We start from the raw sequence: 20509 nt of genomic DNA on the forward strand, positions 1-20509 counted from the left end.
GGCTCACGTGAGCCGCGGCATCCGCGTGGCTGGTCGCCCGCGCCTACACTCCCCCGGTGCGGCGCCTCCTGATCACGACGAACGCGACCGCGACGCCGCCGACGAGCAGCATGCCCGCCGCGATCCAGACGAACGGTGCGCCGGCGAATCCGGTGCTCGCGATGGCGGCGCCGGGTTGCGGAACATGCACGGTGACGGTCGAGTCGTCGCACAGGATCGGCTCGGCCGGGTCTAGCAGGAACGCTCCCTCGGCCGCCGGGGCGGTCTGGTCGTCGGGCAGGTCGTTCCAGCAGATCTCACCGGTGTTGACGATGCTCGACCAGGTCGACGTCGGACTCAGCGTGACCGAGAGCACCACGTCGGGCGCATCCGGCCGCGTGCCGCCGATCTGACCGTTCAGGACGCAGTGCAGGGTGCCGCCGTAGCCGCCGGCGTCCTTGCCCGTCACCTCGCAGTCGTCCCAGCGCGGGAACGCCGGAGCGGGCGGCGTCGTGATCGAGTTCACCTTGAGGTGGCCCGGGATCTCGTCGAAGAGCTCCATCGCCCTCGTCGCGCCGAGGCCCGGGTTCGTGATCGACAGCGTGTAGTCGAACGTTCCGCCGGGCATCACCGAGGTGACGCTCGAGGTCTTCTCGATCAGCGGCCCCGCCTCGCGGGTCACTGCGCAGGCGGGTGTCGCCTGCGGGTAGACCGCGAGCACCGACTGACTCGGGTTGATCTCGAAGGTGATCGTCATCGGGTGCAGCTGGTCGGCGAACGCGTAGCTCGGAAGCGACGAGTCCTTCACCATGTTCTCCCACGAGTCCACGATCGTGCCCTGGCCGACGACGTCTCCCGGCTCGGCGAGGCGCCATCCGGGCCAGCCGATCGAGATCCCCTCGGCGTTGACCTCGCCGTACGGCCACAGCAGCCGGCCGTTGCGCTCGGCCCACGGGATCGTCTGCACGATCGGCACGGCGTCGGGGTAGAACGCCGGGTCGGGCGTCCAGGTGACGGTGATGTCCGAGGGAGTCACCGGTCCGGCCGTCATGACGTTGTGGTACAGCCACGGCACATCGTTGATGCACTGGACGTACGCGTTCGCCTGCATGGCCTTCGTGGGCACCGTGGTGTCGTCGCAGTCGTTGCCGGGGTTCTCGTCGCTGATCGGCGACGACGGCTGGTCGGTCGTCGTGAGCGCGACGCCGACGGGCTCGACGATCGAGACGCACGCCTCGTTCACGACCGGCTCGGCCGGCACCGGCTCGGGCGGCACCTCGGGGTTCTCGGGCAACGGTCCGATCGGCTCGCCGAGGAAGCGCACCTGGAACCGGAACTCCGTGACGGATCCGGCGGCGTAGACGCCGGAGTGCTCAGCCGTGAACTGGTTGCCGACGAAGCCGGCCGTCCACAGACCCGGAGGGGTGATCGTGATTCCGCTGATCACCTCGAGCGTGTCGGGCAGGAGATCGGTCACCATGGCGCCGGGAACGTCCGGCCCGTGGTTGGTCACCGTCAGGGTGAACCAGAACTCGGATGCCTCTGGGTCGGTGTTGTCGATCGCCTCGACGCCTTCGGGAAGCTCGTAGTCCTTCACGATGCCGAGGTCGACCGGCGCCAACGTGTTGAGCACCCAGCAGTGCGTGGTGCTCTCCTTCGCGACGGTCGCCGTGAAGGTGCGCGCATTCGTGTCGAAGGGGACGTCGACCGCGCCGCCGAAGTCGGCACTCGTGCCGCAACGGGCCCCCATGAGCATGCTGCCGCCGCTCGCCGTTTCGGTGAAGACGACATCTCGAGCAGGCGGGTTCGGCCCTGCCGCGAAGCCCGTCACCTCGTAGGGATCGGTCTGGCTGGTCGCGTCTGTGGCGTCGGAGGTCGGATCGACATTCGACGTCGCCGTCGAGTACTCCCAGCCGGCCCCTCCGGCGACACCGGGGAATGCCGCGCCGACCTGCTTGTGGATGATGACGTTTCCGCCGCAGAGCGCCTTCGCGACGAGCTGCAGGTCATCGGCGAGGCTCGCGTAGTCGTCGGTCGTCATGTAGTCGGCAGTCGAGATGTTCGAGCCGTCGAACTCGGTGCCGCCCGAGATCGCCTCGATCGGTCCGAGCGAGACGTTCGGGCCGACCGCCACCACGAAGACGTGCGAGGGGTCGCCCTTGATCGAATTGGCCTGCGCGATCGCCGGGTTCACGGCCTCAGGCGATCCGTCGGAGAACTCTCCACCGTTGGCGGGGTCGACCGTGTTCGGGTTGCCGTCGGTGATCACGATGGTGAGTTCGACGGGCGAGTCGCTGAAGCCGCCGAACGAGCCGAGGCCGACCTCGAGTCCACGCTTCCAGTTCGTCCAGCCGTCGGAGGCGAGGCCGCTGTATGAGCCTTGGATCGCCCCGAGGTTGGCACTCGTGAGGTCGATCGCCGACTGCAGGAGCGCCGCGTCCTGGTCGAACGAGGTCACCGAGACCTGCGAGCCGGTGTCCTTCAGCGCGTCGGTGAACGCGTCCGCGGCATCCTTCAGGTTCTCCATACCCGTGTCGCCGATGGAACCGGACTTGTCGAGGATGAGCGCGAAGTCGAGCCCGCAGACATCCGGAAGATCGGGGTTCGGATCGGAGGGATCATAGGGATCGTCGCCGCTGGTCGACATCAGGCTGCGGAGCCCGGCCTGCTGTTCGGCCAGGCATGCGTCGCGCGCGCTGCGGTCGTCGTTGCCGATCGGGATCGCCATGCAGTCGACGGGCGCGGGCGCGGCGATCTGCTGCTCTGCGGCATCGCCGGCCGGAGGCACCGCTTCCTCGGCCGGGGGCGCTGCCTCTTCGGCGGGAGGCTCGACCTCCTCGGCCGGAGGCGCCGGCTCCTCGGCGGGCGGTGCTGCCTCCTCGGCCGGCGGCTCGACCGCTTCTGCGGGAGGAGCCTCCTCGGCGGGCGGCACCGGCGCCTCCGTCGCGGCCGGCTCCTCCGCCTGGGTCGCCTCGTCCGACGCTGCGGGCGGGGTCGCCAGCTCGTCGGCGGCGGCGAGCGTCGGGCCGCCGAACAGGATCAGCGCACCGACCGTGACCGCGGCGAGCAGCGCTCGGATCGGCGAGGGTGGCGGGGGTGCGGATTCATCGGAACGGGCGGCGGATCGAGTGCGCAGTCTGCGATGCATGACGAACTCCACGTTCGGGTGCTGAGAGGCCGGCTCGGGCGAATTCTCGGGTCAGCGGCACCAGTCTCCTCGCACATTTCCGCAGAATTCAAGGATTTCTCATCTCTTGGTGTCCCCCAGTTCGCGGGGTACGAAATCGGAGTCGATGGAGCGATCTGCCCGTCGGGGTGCGTCGTCCGGGTGAGGCTCCGACCGGCCGGCAGCCCCGCCCTCGCTAGGGTTGGAGCGTGAGCGAGCGCGGGTCGGGAGCCCCCCACCACGGGGAGACGTTCGACGAACGCGCCGGTCGGGATCCGCTGGGCCTCGACGACCACTCCCCCTCGGCGAAGGAGCGGTTCGACGCGATGAGCCAGCCGATCCGCGACCGGTTCGAAGAACCGATCAGCAAGGTCAGCACGCTGACGCAGAAGACGCTCGCCCTGTTCCCGGTGCGCGTCTGGCGGCACTTCCTCGACCGCAACGGCTTCATCCTCTCGTCGGGCATGAGCTACCAGGCGCTCTTCGCGATCTTCGCCGCCGTCTACGTCGCCTTCGCGGTCTTCGGCATCTGGCTCACGAGCAACGATGAGACCCTGAACGCCTTCATCGCGCTGCTCAACACCTACGCCCCGGGCCTGATCGGCGACAACGGCGTCATCCCGACGGAAGAGCTCACGCAGATCGCCGCCTCCAGCACGAGCCTCTTCGGCTGGACCGGCGCCGTCGCCCTGGCCGGCTTCATCTGGACCGCGATCGGGTGGATCACGTACTCCCGCATGGCGGTGCGCAGCATCTTCGGACTTCCGAAGGACCGCCGCGCCTACGTCTTCCTCAAGGCGCGCGACTTCCTCGCCGGGTTCGGCTTCGGCGCGATCCTGCTCCTCGCCACGGTCGTCTCCGTCGCGACCACCTCGTTCCTCGGCTGGCTGTCGCAACTGCTCGGACTCTCGGACGACTCTGGCTGGTACGGATTCCTCGTGCAGGGCGGCTCGCTGATCGTGGTCTTCGCGATCGACACATTCGCGCTCGCCGTGATGTTCCGCTTCCTGTCGGGTGCCGCGATGCCCTGGCATCGCATGTGGGTCGGCTCGCTGCTCGGCTCCGCCGCGCTCTCGGTACTCCAGATCGTCGGCGGCGCCCTGCTCTCGCGCTCCGGCACGAACCCGTTGCTCGCGACCTTCACCGTGTTCATCGCCCTGCTGCTGTGGTTCCGGCTCACGAGCATCGTGATCCTGGTCGCCGCGAGCTGGATCGCCGTCGAGGCATCCGACGCGCACGAATCGCTGCGCATGGTCACGCCCGAGCAGCTCGCGGCCGAACAGCTCGAGCTCGAGCAGCGCGCGCTCGTGACGGCGGCGCAGGTCCGGGTCCGCGAGGCGCGCACGGCGCTCGAGGCGGCCAGATGGTTCGAGCGGATCCCGGCTCGGCGCCGACTCGAGAAGGCGGAGCAGCAGCTCGCGGATCTCGAGGCGTCGGCGCCTCCCGCCGAGCGGCGAAGCGAGGTCGGGGGCCTCCCGTAGGATCGATCCATGCCCTCAGCGAAGCCCCTCCGTCTGGCCAGCGTCAACGTCAACGGAGTGCGCGCAGCATTCCGCAAGGGCATGGGCGAATGGCTCGCCGGGCGAGACGTCGACATCCTCGCGATGCAAGAGGTGCGCGCCTCCACCGAAGACCTGCAGGGACTCCTCGGCGACGAGTGGGACATCCTGCACGACCCGGCGACCGCCAAGGGCCGCGCGGGGGTCGCGATCGCGAGCCGCAACCGTGCGAGCATCCACCGGGTCGAGCTCGGCGCGACCGATTTCGACAGCGCGGGCCGCTGGCTGGAGGCCGACTACGAGGTCGGCGACCGCATCGTCACCGTCGTGTCGGCGTACGTGCACTCCGGCGTGGTCGACACCCCGAAGCAGGTCGAGAAGTACAAGTTCCTCGACGCGATGGTCGAGCGGATGCCGCGGCTCGCCGAGCATTCGGAGCTCGCGGTGATCGTCGGCGACCTCAACGTCGGCCACCGCACCCTCGACATCAAGAACTGGAAGGGCAACGTGAAGCGCGCCGGCTTCCTGCCCGAAGAACGCGCCTACTTCGACCGCTTCGTCGGCGCCGAGGGCGACGACGACTACAACGCGGGCGCCGGTCTCGGCTGGATCGACCTCGGCCGCCGCTTCGCCGGCGAGGTCGACGGCCCGTACACGTGGTGGTCGCAGCGCGGCAAGGCCTTCGACACCGACACCGGCTGGCGCATCGACTACCAGCTCGCGACTCCCGCACTCGCCGAGAGCGCCGTCTCGTACGTGATCGATCGGGCCGACTCGTGGGACACGCGATGGTCCGACCACGCTCCCGTGGTCGTCGACTACGCCATCTGACCCGCCGCACCGCGGCCGCACACTTCGAAGGAACTCCCCATGACGCAGAAGCCCCGCCTCTATTCGGGCATGCAGCCCTCCGCCGACTCGCTCCACGCCGGCAACTACATCGGCGCCCTCCTCCAGTGGAAGGAGCTGCAGTCCACGCACGACGCCTTCTTCTCGGTCGTCGACATGCACGCCATCACGGTCGCCCAAGACCCCGCCGAACTTCGCGAGAAGACCCGCCGCACGGCCGCCCAGTACATCGCCGCCGGCATCGACCCCTCGAACTCGACGCTCTACGTGCAGTCGCACGTTCCGGCGCACGCCGAGCTCGCGTGGGTGCTGAACACCATCACGGGCTTCGGCGAGGCCGGACGCATGACGCAGTTCAAGGACAAGTCGCAGAAGCAGGGCGCCGACGCCACGAGCGTCGGACTCTTCGCGTACCCCGTGCTCATGGCCGCCGACATCCTGCTGTACCAGACCGAGGTCGTGCCCGTCGGCGACGACCAGAAGCAGCACGTCGAGCTGACCCGCGACCTCGCCGCGAGGTTCAATGCACGGTTCGGCGCCGACACCTTCGTGCTGCCCGAGCCCGTCATCCAGCGCGAGACGGCTCGCATCTACGACCTGCAGAACCCCACGTCGAAGATGTCGAAGTCCGGTGAGACCCCGGCCGGCATCCTGTGGCTGCTCGACGAGCCCGCGGTCACCGCGAAGAAGATCATGCGCGCCGTGACCGACACCGACGGCGAGGTGCGCTTCGACCGCGAGCACAAGCCGGGCGTCTCGAACCTGCTCACGATCTTCTCCGTGCTCTCGGGCCGCACCGTCGTCGACATCGAACAGGAGTTCGCGGGTCGCGGCTACGGCGACTTCAAGAAGGCGCTCGCCGAGGTGGTCGTCGGCGTGTTCGAACCGATCCGCTCACGGGCCCTCGAACTGCTCGACGACCCGGCCGAACTCGACCGCCTGCTCGGCGTCAACGCCGACCGGGCGAGCGAGGTCGCCGAGGCCACGCTCGCAACGGTCTACGACCGCGTCGGCTTCCTCCGGCGCGCGCGCTGACCATGCAGCCCGTCGTGCTCCGCAGCGAACGGCTCGTGCTCGACCTCCCAGTCGAGACCGACACCGAGCTCGTGGCGCACTACTGCGCCGACCCCCTGTTCCTCAAGTACCTCACGACACCGTGGCCGTACACCGTCGAGCACGCACGATCATTCCTCACGGAGTATGTACCGGTGGCATGGGCGTCCGGCGACGAACTGACGTGGGCCATCCGGCGCGCCGACGGCGCACCGCTGCTCGGCGTCGTCGGCCTCCGGCGGAACCACGAGATCGGCTACTGGCTCGGCGCAGAGCACCGCGGCGATGCCCTCATGGCCGAGGCCGTGAACGCCGTCTGCGACTGGGCGTTCGGCAGCGCGATCGCCGGCGACGGGCCGATGCTCTGGCGGGCGAACGAGGGCAATCTCGCCTCGGCGCATGTCGCGCGTGCCGCAGGATTCCGGCGCACGACCCCGAAGATCGCGACGGTGCCCGGGCGCGACGGGAGCCCGCTCGCCGCGTGGCACGCCGAGCGCCGCGCCGAGATCGATCCCGGCGCGTTCACCTCGTGGGAGTCGATCCTCGGGGACGCGACATGAGCGACGCTGCGGGCTCGCTCAGCACCGCACCGGTCGTGCTCTTCGATCTCGACGACACGCTCATGGCCCACCGTGCGGCGGTGCGCGCCGGCATCGCGCTGCACATGCAGGAGTTGGCATACGAGGGCGAGAGCGCCGCGGCATCCGACCTCTGGCACGACCTCGAAGAGGAGCACTACCACTCCTATCTCGCGGGCCGGCTGACGTTCGAGGGGCAGCGCAGGGCGCGTGCACGAGACTTCGCCGTCGCCCACGGCGACGAGCTCGACGACCTCGCGGCGGGCGCCTGGTTCGATCGCTACTTCGAGCGCTACCGCGAATCGTGGGCGCTGCACGACGACGCGCTCCCGGCGCTCGATGCGCTCGCCCGGGCGCTTCCCGGTGCCCGGTTCGGCATCATCACCAATGGCGAACTCGACTTCCAGCTCGCCAAGCTCGAGCGGCTCGGCATCGGCGACCGATTCGAGCACGTCATCGCGTCGGGCGACGTCGGCGTGACGAAGCCCGATGCCGAGATCTTCCGCATCGCGCTCGAGCGATTCGGCGTGGAGGCGCCCGCCGGCCGGGCCGCGTACATCGGCGATCGTCTCGAGACCGACGCCGTCGGCGCCGCCGAGGCCGGACTCATCGGCGTCTGGCTGAATCGCACCGGCGATGCGCAGACGCCGAGCGCCGCGGCATCCGGGGTGCTCGAGATCGCGTCGCTCGCCCAGCTGCCGGCCCTGCTCGAGCCGCTCCTCGCCGACTGACCGCGGCCGCCTCGTCGAGGCTGCCCCGATGCTGCGGGATCGGGGACCTGAACAGCGGACATGAGAAGAGCCGGGCGCACCCCCATGCGCCCGGCCCCGCTCGTCAACCGTACTTCGGCACGGTCGATCGAACCGTCATCACGTCACCGTGTGTCTGCGCGCTCCCAGCTCGCAGACGCACGGCCGACGATCAGACGACGTCTTCGTCGACCCAGTCGAGGGTCTTCGAGACGGCCTTCTTCCAGTTGCGGTCGAGGCGTGCACGCTCGGCCTCGTCCATCGACGGAGTCCAGCGCTTGTCCTCCTGCCAGTTGGCGCGCAGCTCGTCGAGGCTCGACCAGAAGCCGACCGCGAGGCCGGCGGCGTAGGCCGCGCCGAGCGCGGTGGTCTCCGCGACGACGGGACGCACCACCGGCACCCCGAGGATGTCGGCCTGGAACTGCAGCAGCGTGTCGTTGGCGGTGGCGCCGCCGTCGACGCGGAGCTCGGTGAGATCCACCCCGGCGTCGGCGTTCACGGCCTCGATGACGTCGCGCGTCTGGAAGGCGATGGCTTCGAGGGCCGCGCGGGCGATGTGGCCCTTGTTCACGTAGCGCGTGAGGCCGACGAGCGCGCCGCGGGCGTCGGGACGCCAGTACGGTGCGAACAGGCCCGAGAACGCGGGCACGAAGTACGCACCGCCGTTGTCCTCCACCGACTTGGCGAGCTCTTCGACCTCGGCGGCCGAGGAGATGAGGCCGAGGTTGTCGCGGAGCCACTGGATGAGTGAACCGGTGACCGCGATCGAGCCCTCGAGCGCGTAGTGCACGGGCTCGTCGCCGAGCTTGAAGCCGACGGTCGTGAGCAGTCCGTTCTTCGAATGGACGATCTCCTCGCCCGTGTTGAAGATCAGGAAGTTGCCCGTGCCGTAGGTGTTCTTCGCCTCGCCGGTCTCGAACGCCGCCTGGCCGAAGGTCGCGGCCTGCTGGTCGCCGAGGATGCCCGAGATGGGGGTCCCGCGAAGCAGCGAGTGCTCGTTCGCGATGCCGTAGACCTCGGAGGAGGACTTGATCTCGGGGAGCATCGACTTCGGCACGCCGAACGCGGCGAGGATGTCGTCGTCCCAGGCGAGGGTCTCGAGGTCCATGAACATCGTGCGCGAGGCGTTCGTGACGTCGGTCGCGTGCACGCCGCCGTCGACGCCGCCCGTGAGGTTCCACAGCACCCAGGTGTCGGTCGTGCCGAACAACAGGTCGCCGGCCTCGGCCTTCTCGCGCGCACCGGGCACGTTCTCGAGGATCCAGACGATCTTCGTGCCCGAGAAGTAGGTCGCCAGCGGCAGGCCGACCTGCTGCTTGAACCGCTCCACGCCGCCGTCGGCCGCGAGCCGGTCGACGATCGACTGCGTGCGGGTGTCCTGCCACACGATCGCGTTGTACACCGGCTCACCGGTGGTCTTGTCCCACACCACCGCGGTCTCGCGCTGGTTCGTGATGCCCACGGCGGCGATGTCGTGCCGGGTCAGGTTGACCTTGCCGAGGGCCTGGCCGATCACCTCGCCGGTGTTGCGCCAGATCTCGGCGGGGTCGTGCTCGACCCAGCCGGCCTTCGGGAAGATCTGCTCGTGCTCGAGCTGCCCGGTCGAGATGATCGATCCGGCCTTGTCGAAGATGATCGCGCGCGACGAGGTCGTGCCCTGGTCGATCGCGAGAATGTAGTCGGCCATCTGAGAACTCCGTTGCTGTCAGTGAAACGAATGGGTGAGGTGGTGGTGAGGGTCAGCCGAGCAGCGGGAGCAGCGGGATCGCCGCCCAGCCAGCCGCGACGCCGCCGAGCAGCGGTCCGACGACCGGCACCCACGAGTACGACCAGTCGCTGCCGCCCTTGCCGTGGATCGGCAGGATGGCGTGCGCGATGCGCGGGCCGAGGTCGCGGGCCGGGTTGATCGCGTAGCCGGTCGGGCCGCCGAGCGAGGCGCCGATGCCGATCACGAGCAGCGCGACGGGCAGCGCACCGAGCGCCGCGAGTCCGCCGTCGCCCTGGCGTCCACCGCCGAAGCCGATCACGACGAAGACGAGCACGAACGTGGCGATGAATTCGGTCACGAGGTTCCAGCCGTACGAGCGGATCGCGGGGCCGGTCGAGAAGACGCCGAGCTTGTTGCCGGCCTCGGGCTCGGCGTCGAAGTGCTGCTTGTAGGCGAGCCAGCAGGCGACCGCGCCGAGGAAGGCACCGATCATCTGGGCGCCGATGTACGTCAGCACCGACACGACGCCGACGGGCACCTCGATGCCCGCTGCGGCGTTGCCGAACTCGGTCGCGCCGTTCGCGACGAGGCCGACCGTGACGGCCGGGTTCAAGTGCGCACCCGAGGCGTACGACACGATGACGCCGGCGAAGACCGCGAGGCCCCAGCCGAAGTTGATCATGAGCGTGCCGCCGCCGAAGCCCTTCGTCTTGGCGAGGATGACGTTCGCGACGACGCCGCAGCCGAGGAGCACGAGCATCGCCGTACCGACGAGTTCGGACAGGAAGACGATTCCGAGATTGTCCACGTTGACCTTCTTTCTTGAGGTGTGGTGCCCGCCGCCATGTCGACCGTCGACCGGGAGGCTCCGTCGAAGCTATCGGGCGTTCCAGCCCGAATCGTGCGGATTCCGGTGCACATCCGTGCAGATTGCGCGCGACTCAGACGAGGGTGGCGGATGCCTCCAGCTCGACGCCGTGACGCTCGGCGAGCAGCTCCCTCGTGGTCGCCATCTCGACGGCGCGACGCTCGAAGTCCCAGCCCAGCTCCGCACCGACGACCTCGGCCAGTTCGTCGAGGAGGGGCGCGGTGAGCGCACCGGTGAACGCGATGCTGGTGCGGCGCAGCACGATGTCGGAGAGGTGCACGACCCGCTCGGTGCGGGCGAGCCAGGCGATCTCGCGGCGGCTGTACCCCGTGTGGTGGGCGAGCGGTTCGTCGCGCTCACCCTCGGTCGAGGCGATGAACGCCTCGGCGCGGGTGCCGTAGCGCTCGAGCAGCTCCTCGGCACGGGGGCGGCCGACCTCGTCGCCGTGGGTGACGGTCCAGACGCGACGCGCGTCGTCGGTCGTCGGGTAGCCGGCGCCGCCGCCGATCGCGAGGCCCGCCGTGGAGCGGGTGCGGTCACGCTCGAGGAGCGCCAGGACCTCGTCCGAGAGGTGCTCGGCGAGGGCGCGGAAGGTGGTCCACTTGCCGCCGACGAGGCTCAGCAGCGTGGTGCCAGGGCGCTCCGGGACATCCGCTCGCTCGATGCGGTAGTCGCGGGAGACGAAGCCGGGCGCCTCGTCGTCGTGACGCGGCAGCGGGCGCACGCCCGAGAAGCGGTAGACGATCTGCGAACGGTCGACGGACACCGCTGGGAAAACGTGCGCGATGAGTTCGAAGAAGTAGTCGACCTCGGCCTCGGTGCACACGGCGGGCTCGCGCATGTCGTGTTCGAGGTCGGTCGTGCCGACCATGACCTTGCCCTTCAACGGGTAGATCAGCACGATGCGGCCGTCCTCGTGCTCGAAGAAGATCTCGCGGCCGCCGGTGGCCGCGAGGAGCTCGTCGTTGTCGAGCACGATGTGCGAGCCCTTGGTGCCGCCCATGAAGGAGGTCGGGCGACCGAGCTCCTCGTTCGTGAGGTCGGTCCACGGCCCGGAGGTGTTCACGACCACGTCGGCAGCGACGTCGAACTCCGCGCCGGTGAGGGTGTCGCGCAGGCGCACGCCCGCTGCGCCCATGCCGACGGCCTCGAGGTAGTTCGCTGCGCGGGCGTCGCCCGCGGCGAGGCCGTCGAAGAGCACGTCCAGTGCGAGGCGCTCGGGGTCGTGCATGCTCGCGTCGTAGTAGGTCGCCGTGTACTTGATGCCCGAGTTCAGGGCCGGCAGCTCGGCGAGCGAGCGCTTGCGGCCGTGGAAGCGGTGGCGCGGCACGGAGCCGCCGTCGCGCGAGAAGGCGTCGTAGATCGTGAGGCCGGTCTTGATGAGGGCGGCGCCGCGTTCGGTGGGCTTGCCCGACTTGTGGGTGAGGAAGCGCAGCGGCGCCGACAGGATGCCGGAGAAGGTCGAGAAGATCGGCACCGTCGTCTCGAGCGGCTTCACGTAGTGGGGCGCGATGCGGATGAGGGCGTTGCGCTCGGTCACCGACTCCTTCACGAGGCGGAACTCGCCGTTCTCGAGGTAGCGGATGCCGCCGTGGATCATGTGCGACGAGGCTGCCGACGCCCCGGAGACGAAGTCGCCGCGTTCGACCAGCACGACGTCGACCCCCTGCAGGGCGAGGTCGCGGAAGGTCGCGATGCCGTTGATGCCGGCGCCGATCACGAGCACGGAGGCCTTCGGCCGGGTTCGGATGGCCGCGACATCCGCTCGCTCGCCGCCCGAACCGGGGCGGGGCGTGGTGGGGATCGTCTGCTGCGGAGACATCGCTGTCCTCTCGGGGTGTGGAACGGCGGCTTGCATGAGCATGCCTGGTGTGGATGAATACATCGTGAACACGGCGGAACGAACTTGCAAGCCGGGTGAACAAACGTGCAAGGATGGCCAGGATGAATGAGCAGGCGACGATTCCCGTCGAGGACGGCACCGAGGCGGTGCCCGGGAAGACCCGCGACGCGCTGCGCGCGGCCCACCTCTACTACATGCAGGACCTCACGATGGATGCCATCGCGCACGAGCTGCACACCTCGCGATCCTCGGTCTCGCGCCTGTTGAGCCATGCCAGGGCCAGCGGCCTCGTCGAGATCTCGATCCACTCCCCGCTCGACCTGCCCAGCCGCATCGAGCAGGAGATCCTCGAGCGCTTCGCGGTCGGCGCGCACGTCATCCCGGTGCCCGACCACGCGAGCGACGTCGACCGGCTCGACCGCGTCGCCCTCTCGGCTGCACGAATTCTCGGACGATTCGTCGACTCGAACCAGACGATCGGCATCGCGTGGGGTTCGACGATGAGCGCGATGAGCCGGCACCTCGTGCCGAAGGCGACCCACAACTCCGAGGTCGTGCAGCTCAACGGCGCCGGCAACGGCCGCACGACCGGCATCGTCTACGCGAGCGAGCTGCTGCGGCGCTTCGGCGACGCGTTCGGCGCCCGCGTGCAGCAGTTCCCCGTGCCCGCCTTCTTCGACGACCCCGAGACGCGACGCGCGTTCTGGCGCGAACGCAGCACGCGGCGCCTCCTCGACCTGCAGGAGCGCATGGACGTCGCGCTCTTCGGCGTCGGCTCCCCCTTCGCCGAGGTGCCGAGCCACGTCTACCAGGGCGGCTACCTCGAGCGGGCCGACTACGAGGGCCTCTCCCGCGAGGGCGCCGTCGGCGACGTCGCGACGGTGTTCTACCGGGCCGACGGCTCGACCGACGGCATCTCTCTGAACGAGCGCGCCACGGGCCCCGATTTCGCCGTGCTGCGGCGCGCACCCCGCCGCATCTGCGTGGTCTCGGGCCGGGCCAAGCTCGCGAGCCTCCGCGGCGCCCTCGCCGCTGGACTCATCACCGACCTCATCGTCGACGAGGGCACCGCGCGAGCGCTCGTCGAGTCGCCGCACGAATAGCCGGGCAGCATCCGCGCCGACCTCATCGTCGACGAAGGCACCGCGCGAGCGCTCGTCGAGTCGCCCGAAGTCCGGGAATAGCCGGGCGCCTCAGGCGTTGACCTAGAATCGAACACAGAAACGTGCTCCGGGGTCGGTGTAAGTCCGAACCGGCGGTGACAGTCCGCGAACTGCGAGCGCGAGGTCGAGAGGCCCCGCACCCGTGGTCGAACCGGTGGAATTCCGGTACCGACGGTGAAAGTCCGGATGGGAGGGGCACGTGTCGGCAGCGCGTTCGCGCCGCCGGCGAAGGTCGTCGACGAGCGTCGGCGCCGCCCAGCACCCCGGAGCCCTGAGACAGGATCACGGATGAGTGCGGAACAGCAGCAGGCAGCGGATGCCGCGGCGATGCGCCGTGCGCTCGAACTCGCCGTTCGCGGCCCGGCGCGGGGCGTGAACCCGCGGGTCGGCTGCGTCATCCTCTCCCCCGCGGGCGAGATCGTCGCCGAAGGCTGGCACCGCGGCGCAGGCACCGCGCACGCCGAGGTCGACGCGCTCGCCAAACTCGCACCCGGCGCGGCTCGGGGCGCGACCGCGGTCGTGACCCTCGAACCCTGCAACCACACCGGGCACACCGGCCCGTGCGCCGTCGCCCTGGTCGATGCCGGCATCGGCCGCGTCGTGTACGCCGTCGGCGACCCCGGCGAGCACTCCTCCGGCGGCGCGGAGACGCTGCGAGCGGCCGGGGTGGACGTCACCGCGGGCGTGCTCGGCGACGAGGTCGAGGCGATGCTCGACGACTGGCTCTTCGCGGCCCGGAACCACCGCCCGCATGTCACCGTGAAATGGGCGGCGAGCCTCGACGGCCGCGCCGCCGCGGCCGACGGCACGAGCCAGTGGATCACCGGCGCCGAGGCGCGCGCCGACGTGCACCGCCGCCGATCGGCCGCCGACGCGATCGCCGTCGGCACCGGCACGGTGTTCGCCGACGACCCCTCGCTCACCGCACGAGCACCGGGCGGCGAGTTCTTCGACGCCCAGCCGGTGCCGGTCGTCTTCGGGCGCCGGGCGACGCCGTCGGATGCCGCGATCACCCGCCACCCGCACGCGCCCCTGTTCTTCGAGGGCACCGACCTGCACGCCGACCTCGCCAAGCTTGCGCGCCGCGGCATCCGCTCGCTCTTCATCGAAGGCGGACCGACGCTCGCGAGCGCCTTCATCGCGGCCGGGCTCGTCGACGAACTCCTGGTCTACCTCGCGCCCGCGCTCCTCGGCGGCCCGCGCCTCGCCCTCGGCGAGCTCGGCGTCCCGTCGATCGACGCGGCGCTCCGCTTCGACTTCGCCGTCATCGAACGGCTCGGCGACGACGTGCTGCTCGTCGCCAGACCCAAGCCCACGGAAGGGAACTGACATGTTCACCGGAATCATCGAGGAGCTCGGCACGGTCGAGCGCGTCGAGCGCACCGCCGACGCCGCGCGACTCACGGTGCGAGGCCCGCTCGCCGTCGAAGGCGTGCAGCACGGCGACTCGATCGCCGTGTCGGGCGTGTGCCTGACCGTCGTCGAGTTCGACGCCGAGCGCTTCACGGCCGACGTCATGGCCCAGACCCTCGCGATGTCGACCCTCGACGCCGTGCGCGAGGGGCTCGCCGTGAACCTCGAACGTGCAGCGCGAGTGGGCGACCGCCTCGGCGGACACATCGTGCAGGGCCACATCGACGGCACCGCGGAGGTGCTCGAGATCCGCCCGGGCGAGGCCTGGCGAGTCGTGCGCTTCTCGCTCGACCCCGAGCACGCGCCACTCGTCGTCGACAAGGGCTCGATCGCGGTCGACGGCGTCTCGCTCACGGTCAGCGCCGTCGGCGACGAGCCCGGCGGCTCGTGGTTCGAGGTCTCCCTCATCCCCGAGACGCTCACCGCGACGACGCTCGGCGAGCGCGCGATCGGCGACCGGGTGAACATCGAGACCGACATCGTCGCGCGACAGGTGGCCCGCATGCTCAGGTTCGATCCGCGATGGGCGGGCGAGCCCGAGACGCGCGCGAACTCGGTCATCGGGTTCCAGGCGACGCCGTTCTCCGAACCGCAGCCGACGAACGGAGGCGCGGCATGAGCCTCGCAACGATGCCCGAGGTGCTCGAGGCCCTCCGCGCAGGGAAGCCCGTGATCGTCGCCGACGACGAGGCCCGCGAGAACGAGGGCGACGCCATCATGGCGGCCGAGTTCGCGACGCAGGAGTGGATCGCCTGGATGGTGCGCAACACGAGCGGATACCTCTGCGCACCGATGCCCAACGAGCTCGCCGACCGCCTCGCACTGCCGCTCATGACCGAGCGCAGCGAAGACGCACGCGGCACGGCCTACACGATCTCGGTCGATGCGGCCGACCGCACGTCGACGGGCATCTCGGCGTCCGATCGCGCCCACACGCTGCGCGTGCTCGCCGATCGCACGTCGACCCCCGACCGGCTGATCCGGCCCGGCCACGTCATCCCGCTCCGCGCGGTCGACGGCGGCGTTCGAGAGCGAGCAGGTCACACCGAGGCGGCGGTCGACCTCATGCGACTCGCGGGCCTCGCGCCCGTCGGCGTCATCGGCGAGATCATCGCCGACGACGGCGAGATGATGCGGCTGCCCGGGCTCATCGAGCTCGGCGAGCGCGAGGGACTGCCCGTCACGACGGTCGCGGCGCTCATCGACTGGCTCGAGCAGCACCATGCCGGCCACGACCTCGCAGCGACGCCCCCCGCGGCAGCGGTGCCCGAGAGCTCGTCGGTCGACTTCGAGGTCGAGACGGCACTGCCGACCGAGCACGGCGAGTTCCGCGTGCGCGCCTATCGCGACCGCGCCACGGGCGCCGACCACGTCGCGATCATCGCGGGCGACCCCGCTACGGCGGTCGACGGCGCGATCGTGCGCGTGCACTCCGAGTGCCTCACGGGCGAGGCGTTCGGCTCGCTCAAGTGCGAGTGCGGGCCGCAGCTCGACGCCGCGCTCGAGACCATCCAGCAGGACGGCGGGGTCGTCATCTACCTCCGCGGCCACGAGGGGCGCGGCATCGGCCTCATCAACAAGCTCCGGGCGTACCGGCTGCAGGAGGACGGCCTCGACACGCTCGACGCGAACCTCGCACTCGGGCTGCCGATCGACGCACGCGACTACAGCGCGGCGACCGCGATCCTCACCGACCTCGGCGTCGACCGGGTGCGGCTGCTGACCAACAACCCCGAGAAGGTGCGGCAGCTCGAGGCGCACGGCATCACCGTGAGCGAGCGGCTGCCGCTCGTCGTCGGCGTCGGCACCGGCAACACCGGCTACCTCGACACGAAGCGGCAGCGCATGGGCCACACGATCGACGACCAGCAGCTCACCGACGGTGCAGCCGAGACCCTCCTGGAAGGACACCCATCATGAGCGGAGCAGGATCCCCCGCACTCGACGTCGACGGCCGCGGCCTGACGGTGACGATCGTCGCCGGCAGCTGGCACGACGAGATCACGAACGGCCTGATCGCCGGGGCGACGCGCACGCTCGAGGCATCCGGCGCCGACTTCTCGCTCGTTCGCGTGCCCGGCAGCTTCGAGCTGCCGGTCGTCGCGAAGGCCGCCCTCGAGGCCGGAGCCGATGCGGTCGTGGCGCTCGGCGTGATCATCCGCGGCGGCACCCCGCACTTCGAGTACGTCTCGGCGGCGGCGACCGACGGGCTCACGCGAGTCGCGCTCGACACCGGCAAGCCCGTCGGCTTCGGCCTGCTCACCCTCGACGACGAGCAGCAGGGGCTCGACCGAGCCGGCCTGCCCGGCTCGAAGGAGGACAAGGGTCGCGAGGCGGCCGAGGCCGCCATCGCGACGGTGCGGGCACTCCGCGAGCTCGCGCGCTGATCCCAGCCGATCGCTGCGCGCCACTTCGGCGCCGGCTGCTCCACGTCGTGTGGCGCAGCGCACGCCGAAGCGGCGCGCTGAGCTGAGCTGAGCTGAGCTGAGCTGAGCTGAGCTACGGCTTCCAGACCATCAGCACGACGACCGCGACGAGGAGCAGCGACGCGATGCCGCTGCCCGCTGCGATCGCGGGGTAGCTCGCCTTCGGCGCGTCGGCGCCCGCGCCGGCATCAGCGCCGAGCGCCTCTGCGGCCTTCTTCATCGACGGCACGACGACGAAGAGCGTCAGGGCGAAGGCGATGATGTAGAGGATGATCGACCAGAGGATCCACGGGGTCGTGATCGACAGGTCGAACTCCTCGGGCGCCATGCTCATCGCACCGAAGCCGAACACGAAGACGAGCAGCGACAGCCACGTGAAGATCGTCGTGGACTTCGCGAGGACAGCGACCTGCGCCCCGTTGCCGGCGCGCACCGCCCGCATCGCGGTCATCGGGAGGATCGCCATCGGGCCGACGATGAAGACGGCGCCTGCGACGTGCAGAATGCTGATCAGGGTATCCATGGGCTCAGCCTAACGACGAGGCGGATGCCGCGGCATCCGTCGTTCGATCCATCCCGCTCGGCCGGCGAGCGCCGTTCATCGCGCCGATGCCACCGTTCGTCGCACGTGAGCCCCTCGATCTGGGGGATCGTCAACGATCGAGGCGTACGCTAGTGCGGTTGCCACAAGCGACGATTCCACCCCACCGACTCCGCTCGACGCCCGACCGACGTGCCCGGAGACGGGCGCATCGATCACCCCTTGGAGTCCTCGCAGACGATGTCCACCTCAACCGCGGCCACGGCCGCCCCCGCAACCCCCGCGAATCCGCGCAGCCGCGTCATCCTCGCGAGCCTCATCGGCACGACGATCGAGTTCTACGACTTCTACGTCTACGCGACCGCTGCCGTGCTGGTCTTCCCGCACCTCTTCTTCCCGACCGGCGACCCGACGACGGCGCTGCTCGCCTCGTTCGCCGTCTTCGGCGCCGCGATGGTCGCTCGCCCCCTCGGCGCGGTCATCTTCGGCCACCTCGGCGACAAGCACGGACGCAAGGCCACCCTCGTCGGTGCGCTGCTCACGATGGGCATCGCGACCTTCCTGATCGGCCTGCTGCCGACGTACGCGATGGTGGGCTGGCTCGCCCCGCTCCTCCTCGTGGTCCTCCGCATCGCGCAGGGCTTCGCGCTCGGCGGCGAGTGGTCGGGCGCCGCGCTCGTGGCGACCGAGAACGCACCGAAGGGCAAGCGCGCCTGGTACGGCACGTTCCCGCAGCTCGGCGCCCCCATCGGGTTCATCATCGCGAACGGCCTCTTCCTGATCATCGCGGCGGTGCTGCCGTCCGACGACCCGACGATGCCCTCGCAGGCCTTCCTCGACTGGGGCTGGCGCATCCCGTTCCTGTTCTCCGTCGTCATGGTGATCGTCGGCCTCTGGGTGCGCCTGCGCCTCGTCGAGTCGACCGCGTTCTCGAAGGCGTCGAAGGAGGGCAAGCTCAAGAAGCTCCCCCTCGGCGAGGTCTTCAAGCACCACTGGAAGCAGCTCATCCTCGGCACGTTCTTCATGCTGGCGACCTACGTGCTCTTCTACCTGATGACCACGTTCTCGCTCAGCTACGGCCGCGCGGCGGTCGAACCCGCCGAAGGCGCGCTGCCCGGCCTCGGCTACTCGTACAACACCTTCGTGCTGATGCTCATCGGCGGCGTCGTGTTCTTCGGGATCTTCACGCTGCTCTCCGGCCCCTGGGCCGACCGATGGGGCCGCCGCAAGACGCTCATCTGGGTCACGCTCGGCATCATCGTGTTCGGCCTCGTCTGGGTGCCACTCCTCGGCGCCGGCTTCTGGGGCGTCATGCTCTGGCTCGTCGTGGGCTTCTCGCTCATGGGCATGACGTTCGGCCCGATGGGCGCGCTCCTGCCCGAGCTGTTCCCGACGAACGTGCGCTACACGGGCTCGGGCATCTCGTACAACGTGTCGTCGATCCTCGGTGCGGCTGTGGCCCCGTTCATCGCGGTGGCGCTGTGGCAGGCCGGTGGCGGCAGCCCGTTCTGGGTGGGCATCTACCTGTCGGCCATGGCGGTGCTCACGCTCATCGCCCTGCTCGTCTCGAAGGAGACGAAGGACGTCGACATCGACGCCTGATTCCGAGCGGTTCGAAGGGCGGATGCCGCGTGGCATCCGCCCTTCGTCGTCCCCGCCGATCGTTCACACGATCGTCACGCGCACCCCTTCTCGGCCGTGACGGGCGGGCGTAGCATGGCTGCGAACAGGGTCGCCGAGTCATCCGCCGGCATCGTCGACGCTCAGCGCCCAGGACGGCGGGTCGAGCCGATGAACATGACGATGGACATGATGAAGGGCGCGATGTCGTCGTCGGAGATGCCGATGCAGGGCATGGATCCGGCGATGATGCAGGAGTGCATGGAAGCCCTGTCCGCATGCATGCAGGCCTGCGTGATGTGCGCCGATTCCGACGCCGCCGCGGGCATGGGCCGATGTTCGAGCCTCTGTGCGAACTGCGCCGACATGTGCAGCACGATGATGCGCATGATGCTGCGCATGCACGGCTGGGACATGCAGGTGATGATGTCGATGATGCAGTCGACCGTCATGATGGCGCGCGCCTGCTCGGCCGAGTGCATGTCGCACGCCGACATGAGCGAGCAGTGCCGGCTCTGCGCGATGGCGTGCGATCAGGCCGTCATGGCGATGGAGAAGATGATGGGCTCGATGAGCGGGGCGATGCCGACGACCTGATCCCGATCGGAGCGCCCGGCCCGCCGGGACCGGTCAGGCCGTCGCGACGCTGAAGCGGCGACCGCCGTGCGCGAGCACGCCGTAGACGTCGTGCACGGCGACCGGCGCGCCGACCACCAGCACGCCCTCGAAGGCGTCGTGGTGCCACACGCGGCGCAGTCTCCCGCCCGTGAACTCGGCGACGGTCGCGAACCCGTCGTCGTCGCTGTCGACGACGATCGCGTCGATCCACTTGCTCGCCGTCGCGCCGGCGAGCCGCTCCTGCATCGCGTGCAGCCGATGACCCGGCCGGTCGCTGCCGCACGTCGCCGCCGCCTCGCAACCGCGCATGCCCATGACCGTGCCGGCGTGCGGCTCGGTGCGGGTGTGCGGTTCACGGTGCGACATGAGGGCTCCTCGGGGTTCGTTGCGGCCACGATACGCCGCAGGCGAGCGGATGTCGCGGGCGCCCGTCACA

At 69.9% G+C, this 20509-nt stretch carries 18 protein-coding genes and 1 riboswitch; of the genes, 12 read left to right on the plus strand and 6 right to left on the minus strand.

The window, feature by feature from the left end; genetic code table 11:
• Positions 1–43: 43 nt before the first annotated feature.
• Positions 44–3127 carry a VWA domain-containing protein gene (locus ACFTQE_RS11415; RefSeq protein WP_376925177.1) on the minus strand — a complete coding sequence of 1028 codons (3084 nt, stop codon included), beginning with the start codon at positions 3125–3127 and terminating at the stop codon, positions 44–46.
• A gap of 227 nt (positions 3128–3354) precedes the next feature.
• On the opposite strand from ACFTQE_RS11415, the gene ACFTQE_RS11420 reads away from it, so the two are divergent.
• From ACFTQE_RS11420 to ACFTQE_RS11440, 5 genes are read left to right on the plus strand one after another with little or no spacing between them, the layout of a single operon-like run.
• Positions 3355–4626, plus strand: a complete 1272-nt coding sequence (locus ACFTQE_RS11420) for a YhjD/YihY/BrkB family envelope integrity protein (RefSeq protein WP_376925178.1) — start codon at positions 3355–3357, stop codon at positions 4624–4626.
• 9 nt (positions 4627–4635) lie between these two features.
• On the plus strand, positions 4636–5475 hold the full coding sequence (locus tag ACFTQE_RS11425; protein ID WP_376925179.1) for an exodeoxyribonuclease III: 840 nt from the start codon (positions 4636–4638) through the stop codon (positions 5473–5475).
• A gap of 39 nt (positions 5476–5514) precedes the next feature.
• Entirely contained in the window at positions 5515–6528 is a 1014-nt protein-coding gene (gene trpS, locus ACFTQE_RS11430; RefSeq protein WP_376925180.1) for a tryptophan--tRNA ligase, read from the plus strand.
• 2 nt (positions 6529–6530) lie between these two features.
• A complete protein-coding gene (locus ACFTQE_RS11435) occupies positions 6531–7106 on the plus strand; it encodes a GNAT family N-acetyltransferase (RefSeq protein WP_376925181.1) in 576 nt (191 codons plus the stop codon).
• Complete coding sequence (locus tag ACFTQE_RS11440; RefSeq protein ID WP_376925182.1) at positions 7103–7855, plus strand: HAD family hydrolase; 753 nt, start codon at positions 7103–7105, stop codon at positions 7853–7855. The genes ACFTQE_RS11435 and ACFTQE_RS11440 overlap by 4 nt, the downstream gene beginning before the upstream one ends.
• Positions 7856–8045: 190 nt before the next feature.
• Here the strand turns inward: ACFTQE_RS11440 and glpK are convergent, their stop codons facing one another.
• From glpK to ACFTQE_RS11455, 3 genes are all read right to left on the minus strand, one after another.
• Positions 8046–9560: a glycerol kinase GlpK gene (gene glpK, locus ACFTQE_RS11445; RefSeq protein WP_376925183.1), complete on the minus strand. Its 1515-nt coding sequence runs from the start codon at positions 9558–9560 to the stop codon at positions 8046–8048.
• Between the two features lie 52 nt (positions 9561–9612).
• The gene (locus tag ACFTQE_RS11450; RefSeq protein WP_376925213.1) at positions 9613–10341 is read right to left on the minus strand and encodes an MIP/aquaporin family protein; all 729 of its coding nucleotides are present in this window, start codon (positions 10339–10341) and stop codon (positions 9613–9615) included.
• A gap of 181 nt (positions 10342–10522) precedes the next feature.
• Positions 10523–12271: an FAD-dependent oxidoreductase gene (locus tag ACFTQE_RS11455; RefSeq protein WP_376925184.1), complete on the minus strand. Its 1749-nt coding sequence runs from the start codon at positions 12269–12271 to the stop codon at positions 10523–10525.
• A 122-nt stretch (positions 12272–12393) separates the two neighbouring features.
• Here ACFTQE_RS11455 and ACFTQE_RS11460 point away from each other — a divergent pair, with 122 nt between their 5' ends.
• The 5 genes from ACFTQE_RS11460 (at position 12394) to ribH (ending at position 17255) form a co-directional block, all read left to right on the plus strand.
• Complete coding sequence (locus ACFTQE_RS11460; RefSeq protein WP_376925185.1) at positions 12394–13395, plus strand: sugar-binding transcriptional regulator; 1002 nt, start codon at positions 12394–12396, stop codon at positions 13393–13395.
• A gap of 119 nt (positions 13396–13514) precedes the next feature.
• Positions 13515–13657, plus strand: a riboswitch (FMN riboswitch).
• 86 nt (positions 13658–13743) lie between these two features.
• On the plus strand, positions 13744–14784 hold the full coding sequence (gene ribD, locus ACFTQE_RS11465) for a bifunctional diaminohydroxyphosphoribosylaminopyrimidine deaminase/5-amino-6-(5-phosphoribosylamino)uracil reductase RibD (protein WP_376925186.1): 1041 nt from the start codon (positions 13744–13746) through the stop codon (positions 14782–14784).
• A gap of 1 nt (position 14785) precedes the next feature.
• A complete protein-coding gene (locus ACFTQE_RS11470; protein ID WP_376925187.1) occupies positions 14786–15487 on the plus strand; it encodes a riboflavin synthase in 702 nt (233 codons plus the stop codon).
• Complete coding sequence (gene ribA / locus ACFTQE_RS11475; RefSeq protein WP_376925188.1) at positions 15484–16788, plus strand: GTP cyclohydrolase II; 1305 nt, start codon at positions 15484–15486, stop codon at positions 16786–16788. Before ACFTQE_RS11470 ends, ribA begins: the two co-directional genes overlap by 4 nt.
• The gene (ribH, locus tag ACFTQE_RS11480; RefSeq protein ID WP_376925189.1) at positions 16785–17255 is read left to right on the plus strand and encodes a 6,7-dimethyl-8-ribityllumazine synthase; all 471 of its coding nucleotides are present in this window, start codon (positions 16785–16787) and stop codon (positions 17253–17255) included. The genes ribA and ribH overlap by 4 nt, the downstream gene beginning before the upstream one ends.
• A 112-nt stretch (positions 17256–17367) precedes the next feature.
• Here ribH and ACFTQE_RS11485 read toward each other — a convergent pair whose 3' ends face one another.
• Positions 17368–17817, minus strand: coding sequence for a DUF2269 family protein (locus ACFTQE_RS11485; protein ID WP_376925190.1), 450 nt, complete (start codon positions 17815–17817; stop codon positions 17368–17370).
• 258 nt (positions 17818–18075) lie between these two features.
• Between ACFTQE_RS11485 and ACFTQE_RS11490 the strand changes: the two genes are divergently transcribed.
• Together ACFTQE_RS11490 and ACFTQE_RS11495 are read left to right on the plus strand one after the other, a co-directional pair.
• Positions 18076–19437, plus strand: coding sequence for an MFS transporter (locus ACFTQE_RS11490; RefSeq protein ID WP_376925191.1), 1362 nt, complete (start codon positions 18076–18078; stop codon positions 19435–19437).
• 207 nt (positions 19438–19644) lie between these two features.
• Entirely contained in the window at positions 19645–20052 is a 408-nt protein-coding gene (locus tag ACFTQE_RS11495) for a hypothetical protein (RefSeq protein WP_376925192.1), read from the plus strand.
• Positions 20053–20085: 33 nt separating this feature from the next.
• On the opposite strand, the gene ACFTQE_RS11500 is transcribed toward ACFTQE_RS11495, so the two are convergent.
• The gene (locus ACFTQE_RS11500) at positions 20086–20439 is read right to left on the minus strand and encodes a hypothetical protein (protein ID WP_376925193.1); all 354 of its coding nucleotides are present in this window, start codon (positions 20437–20439) and stop codon (positions 20086–20088) included.
• Positions 20440–20509 lie beyond the last annotated feature (70 nt).

Source organism: Agromyces sp. NPDC056965, from assembly GCF_042673425.1.
Lineage (GTDB): Bacteria > Actinomycetota > Actinomycetes > Actinomycetales > Microbacteriaceae > Agromyces.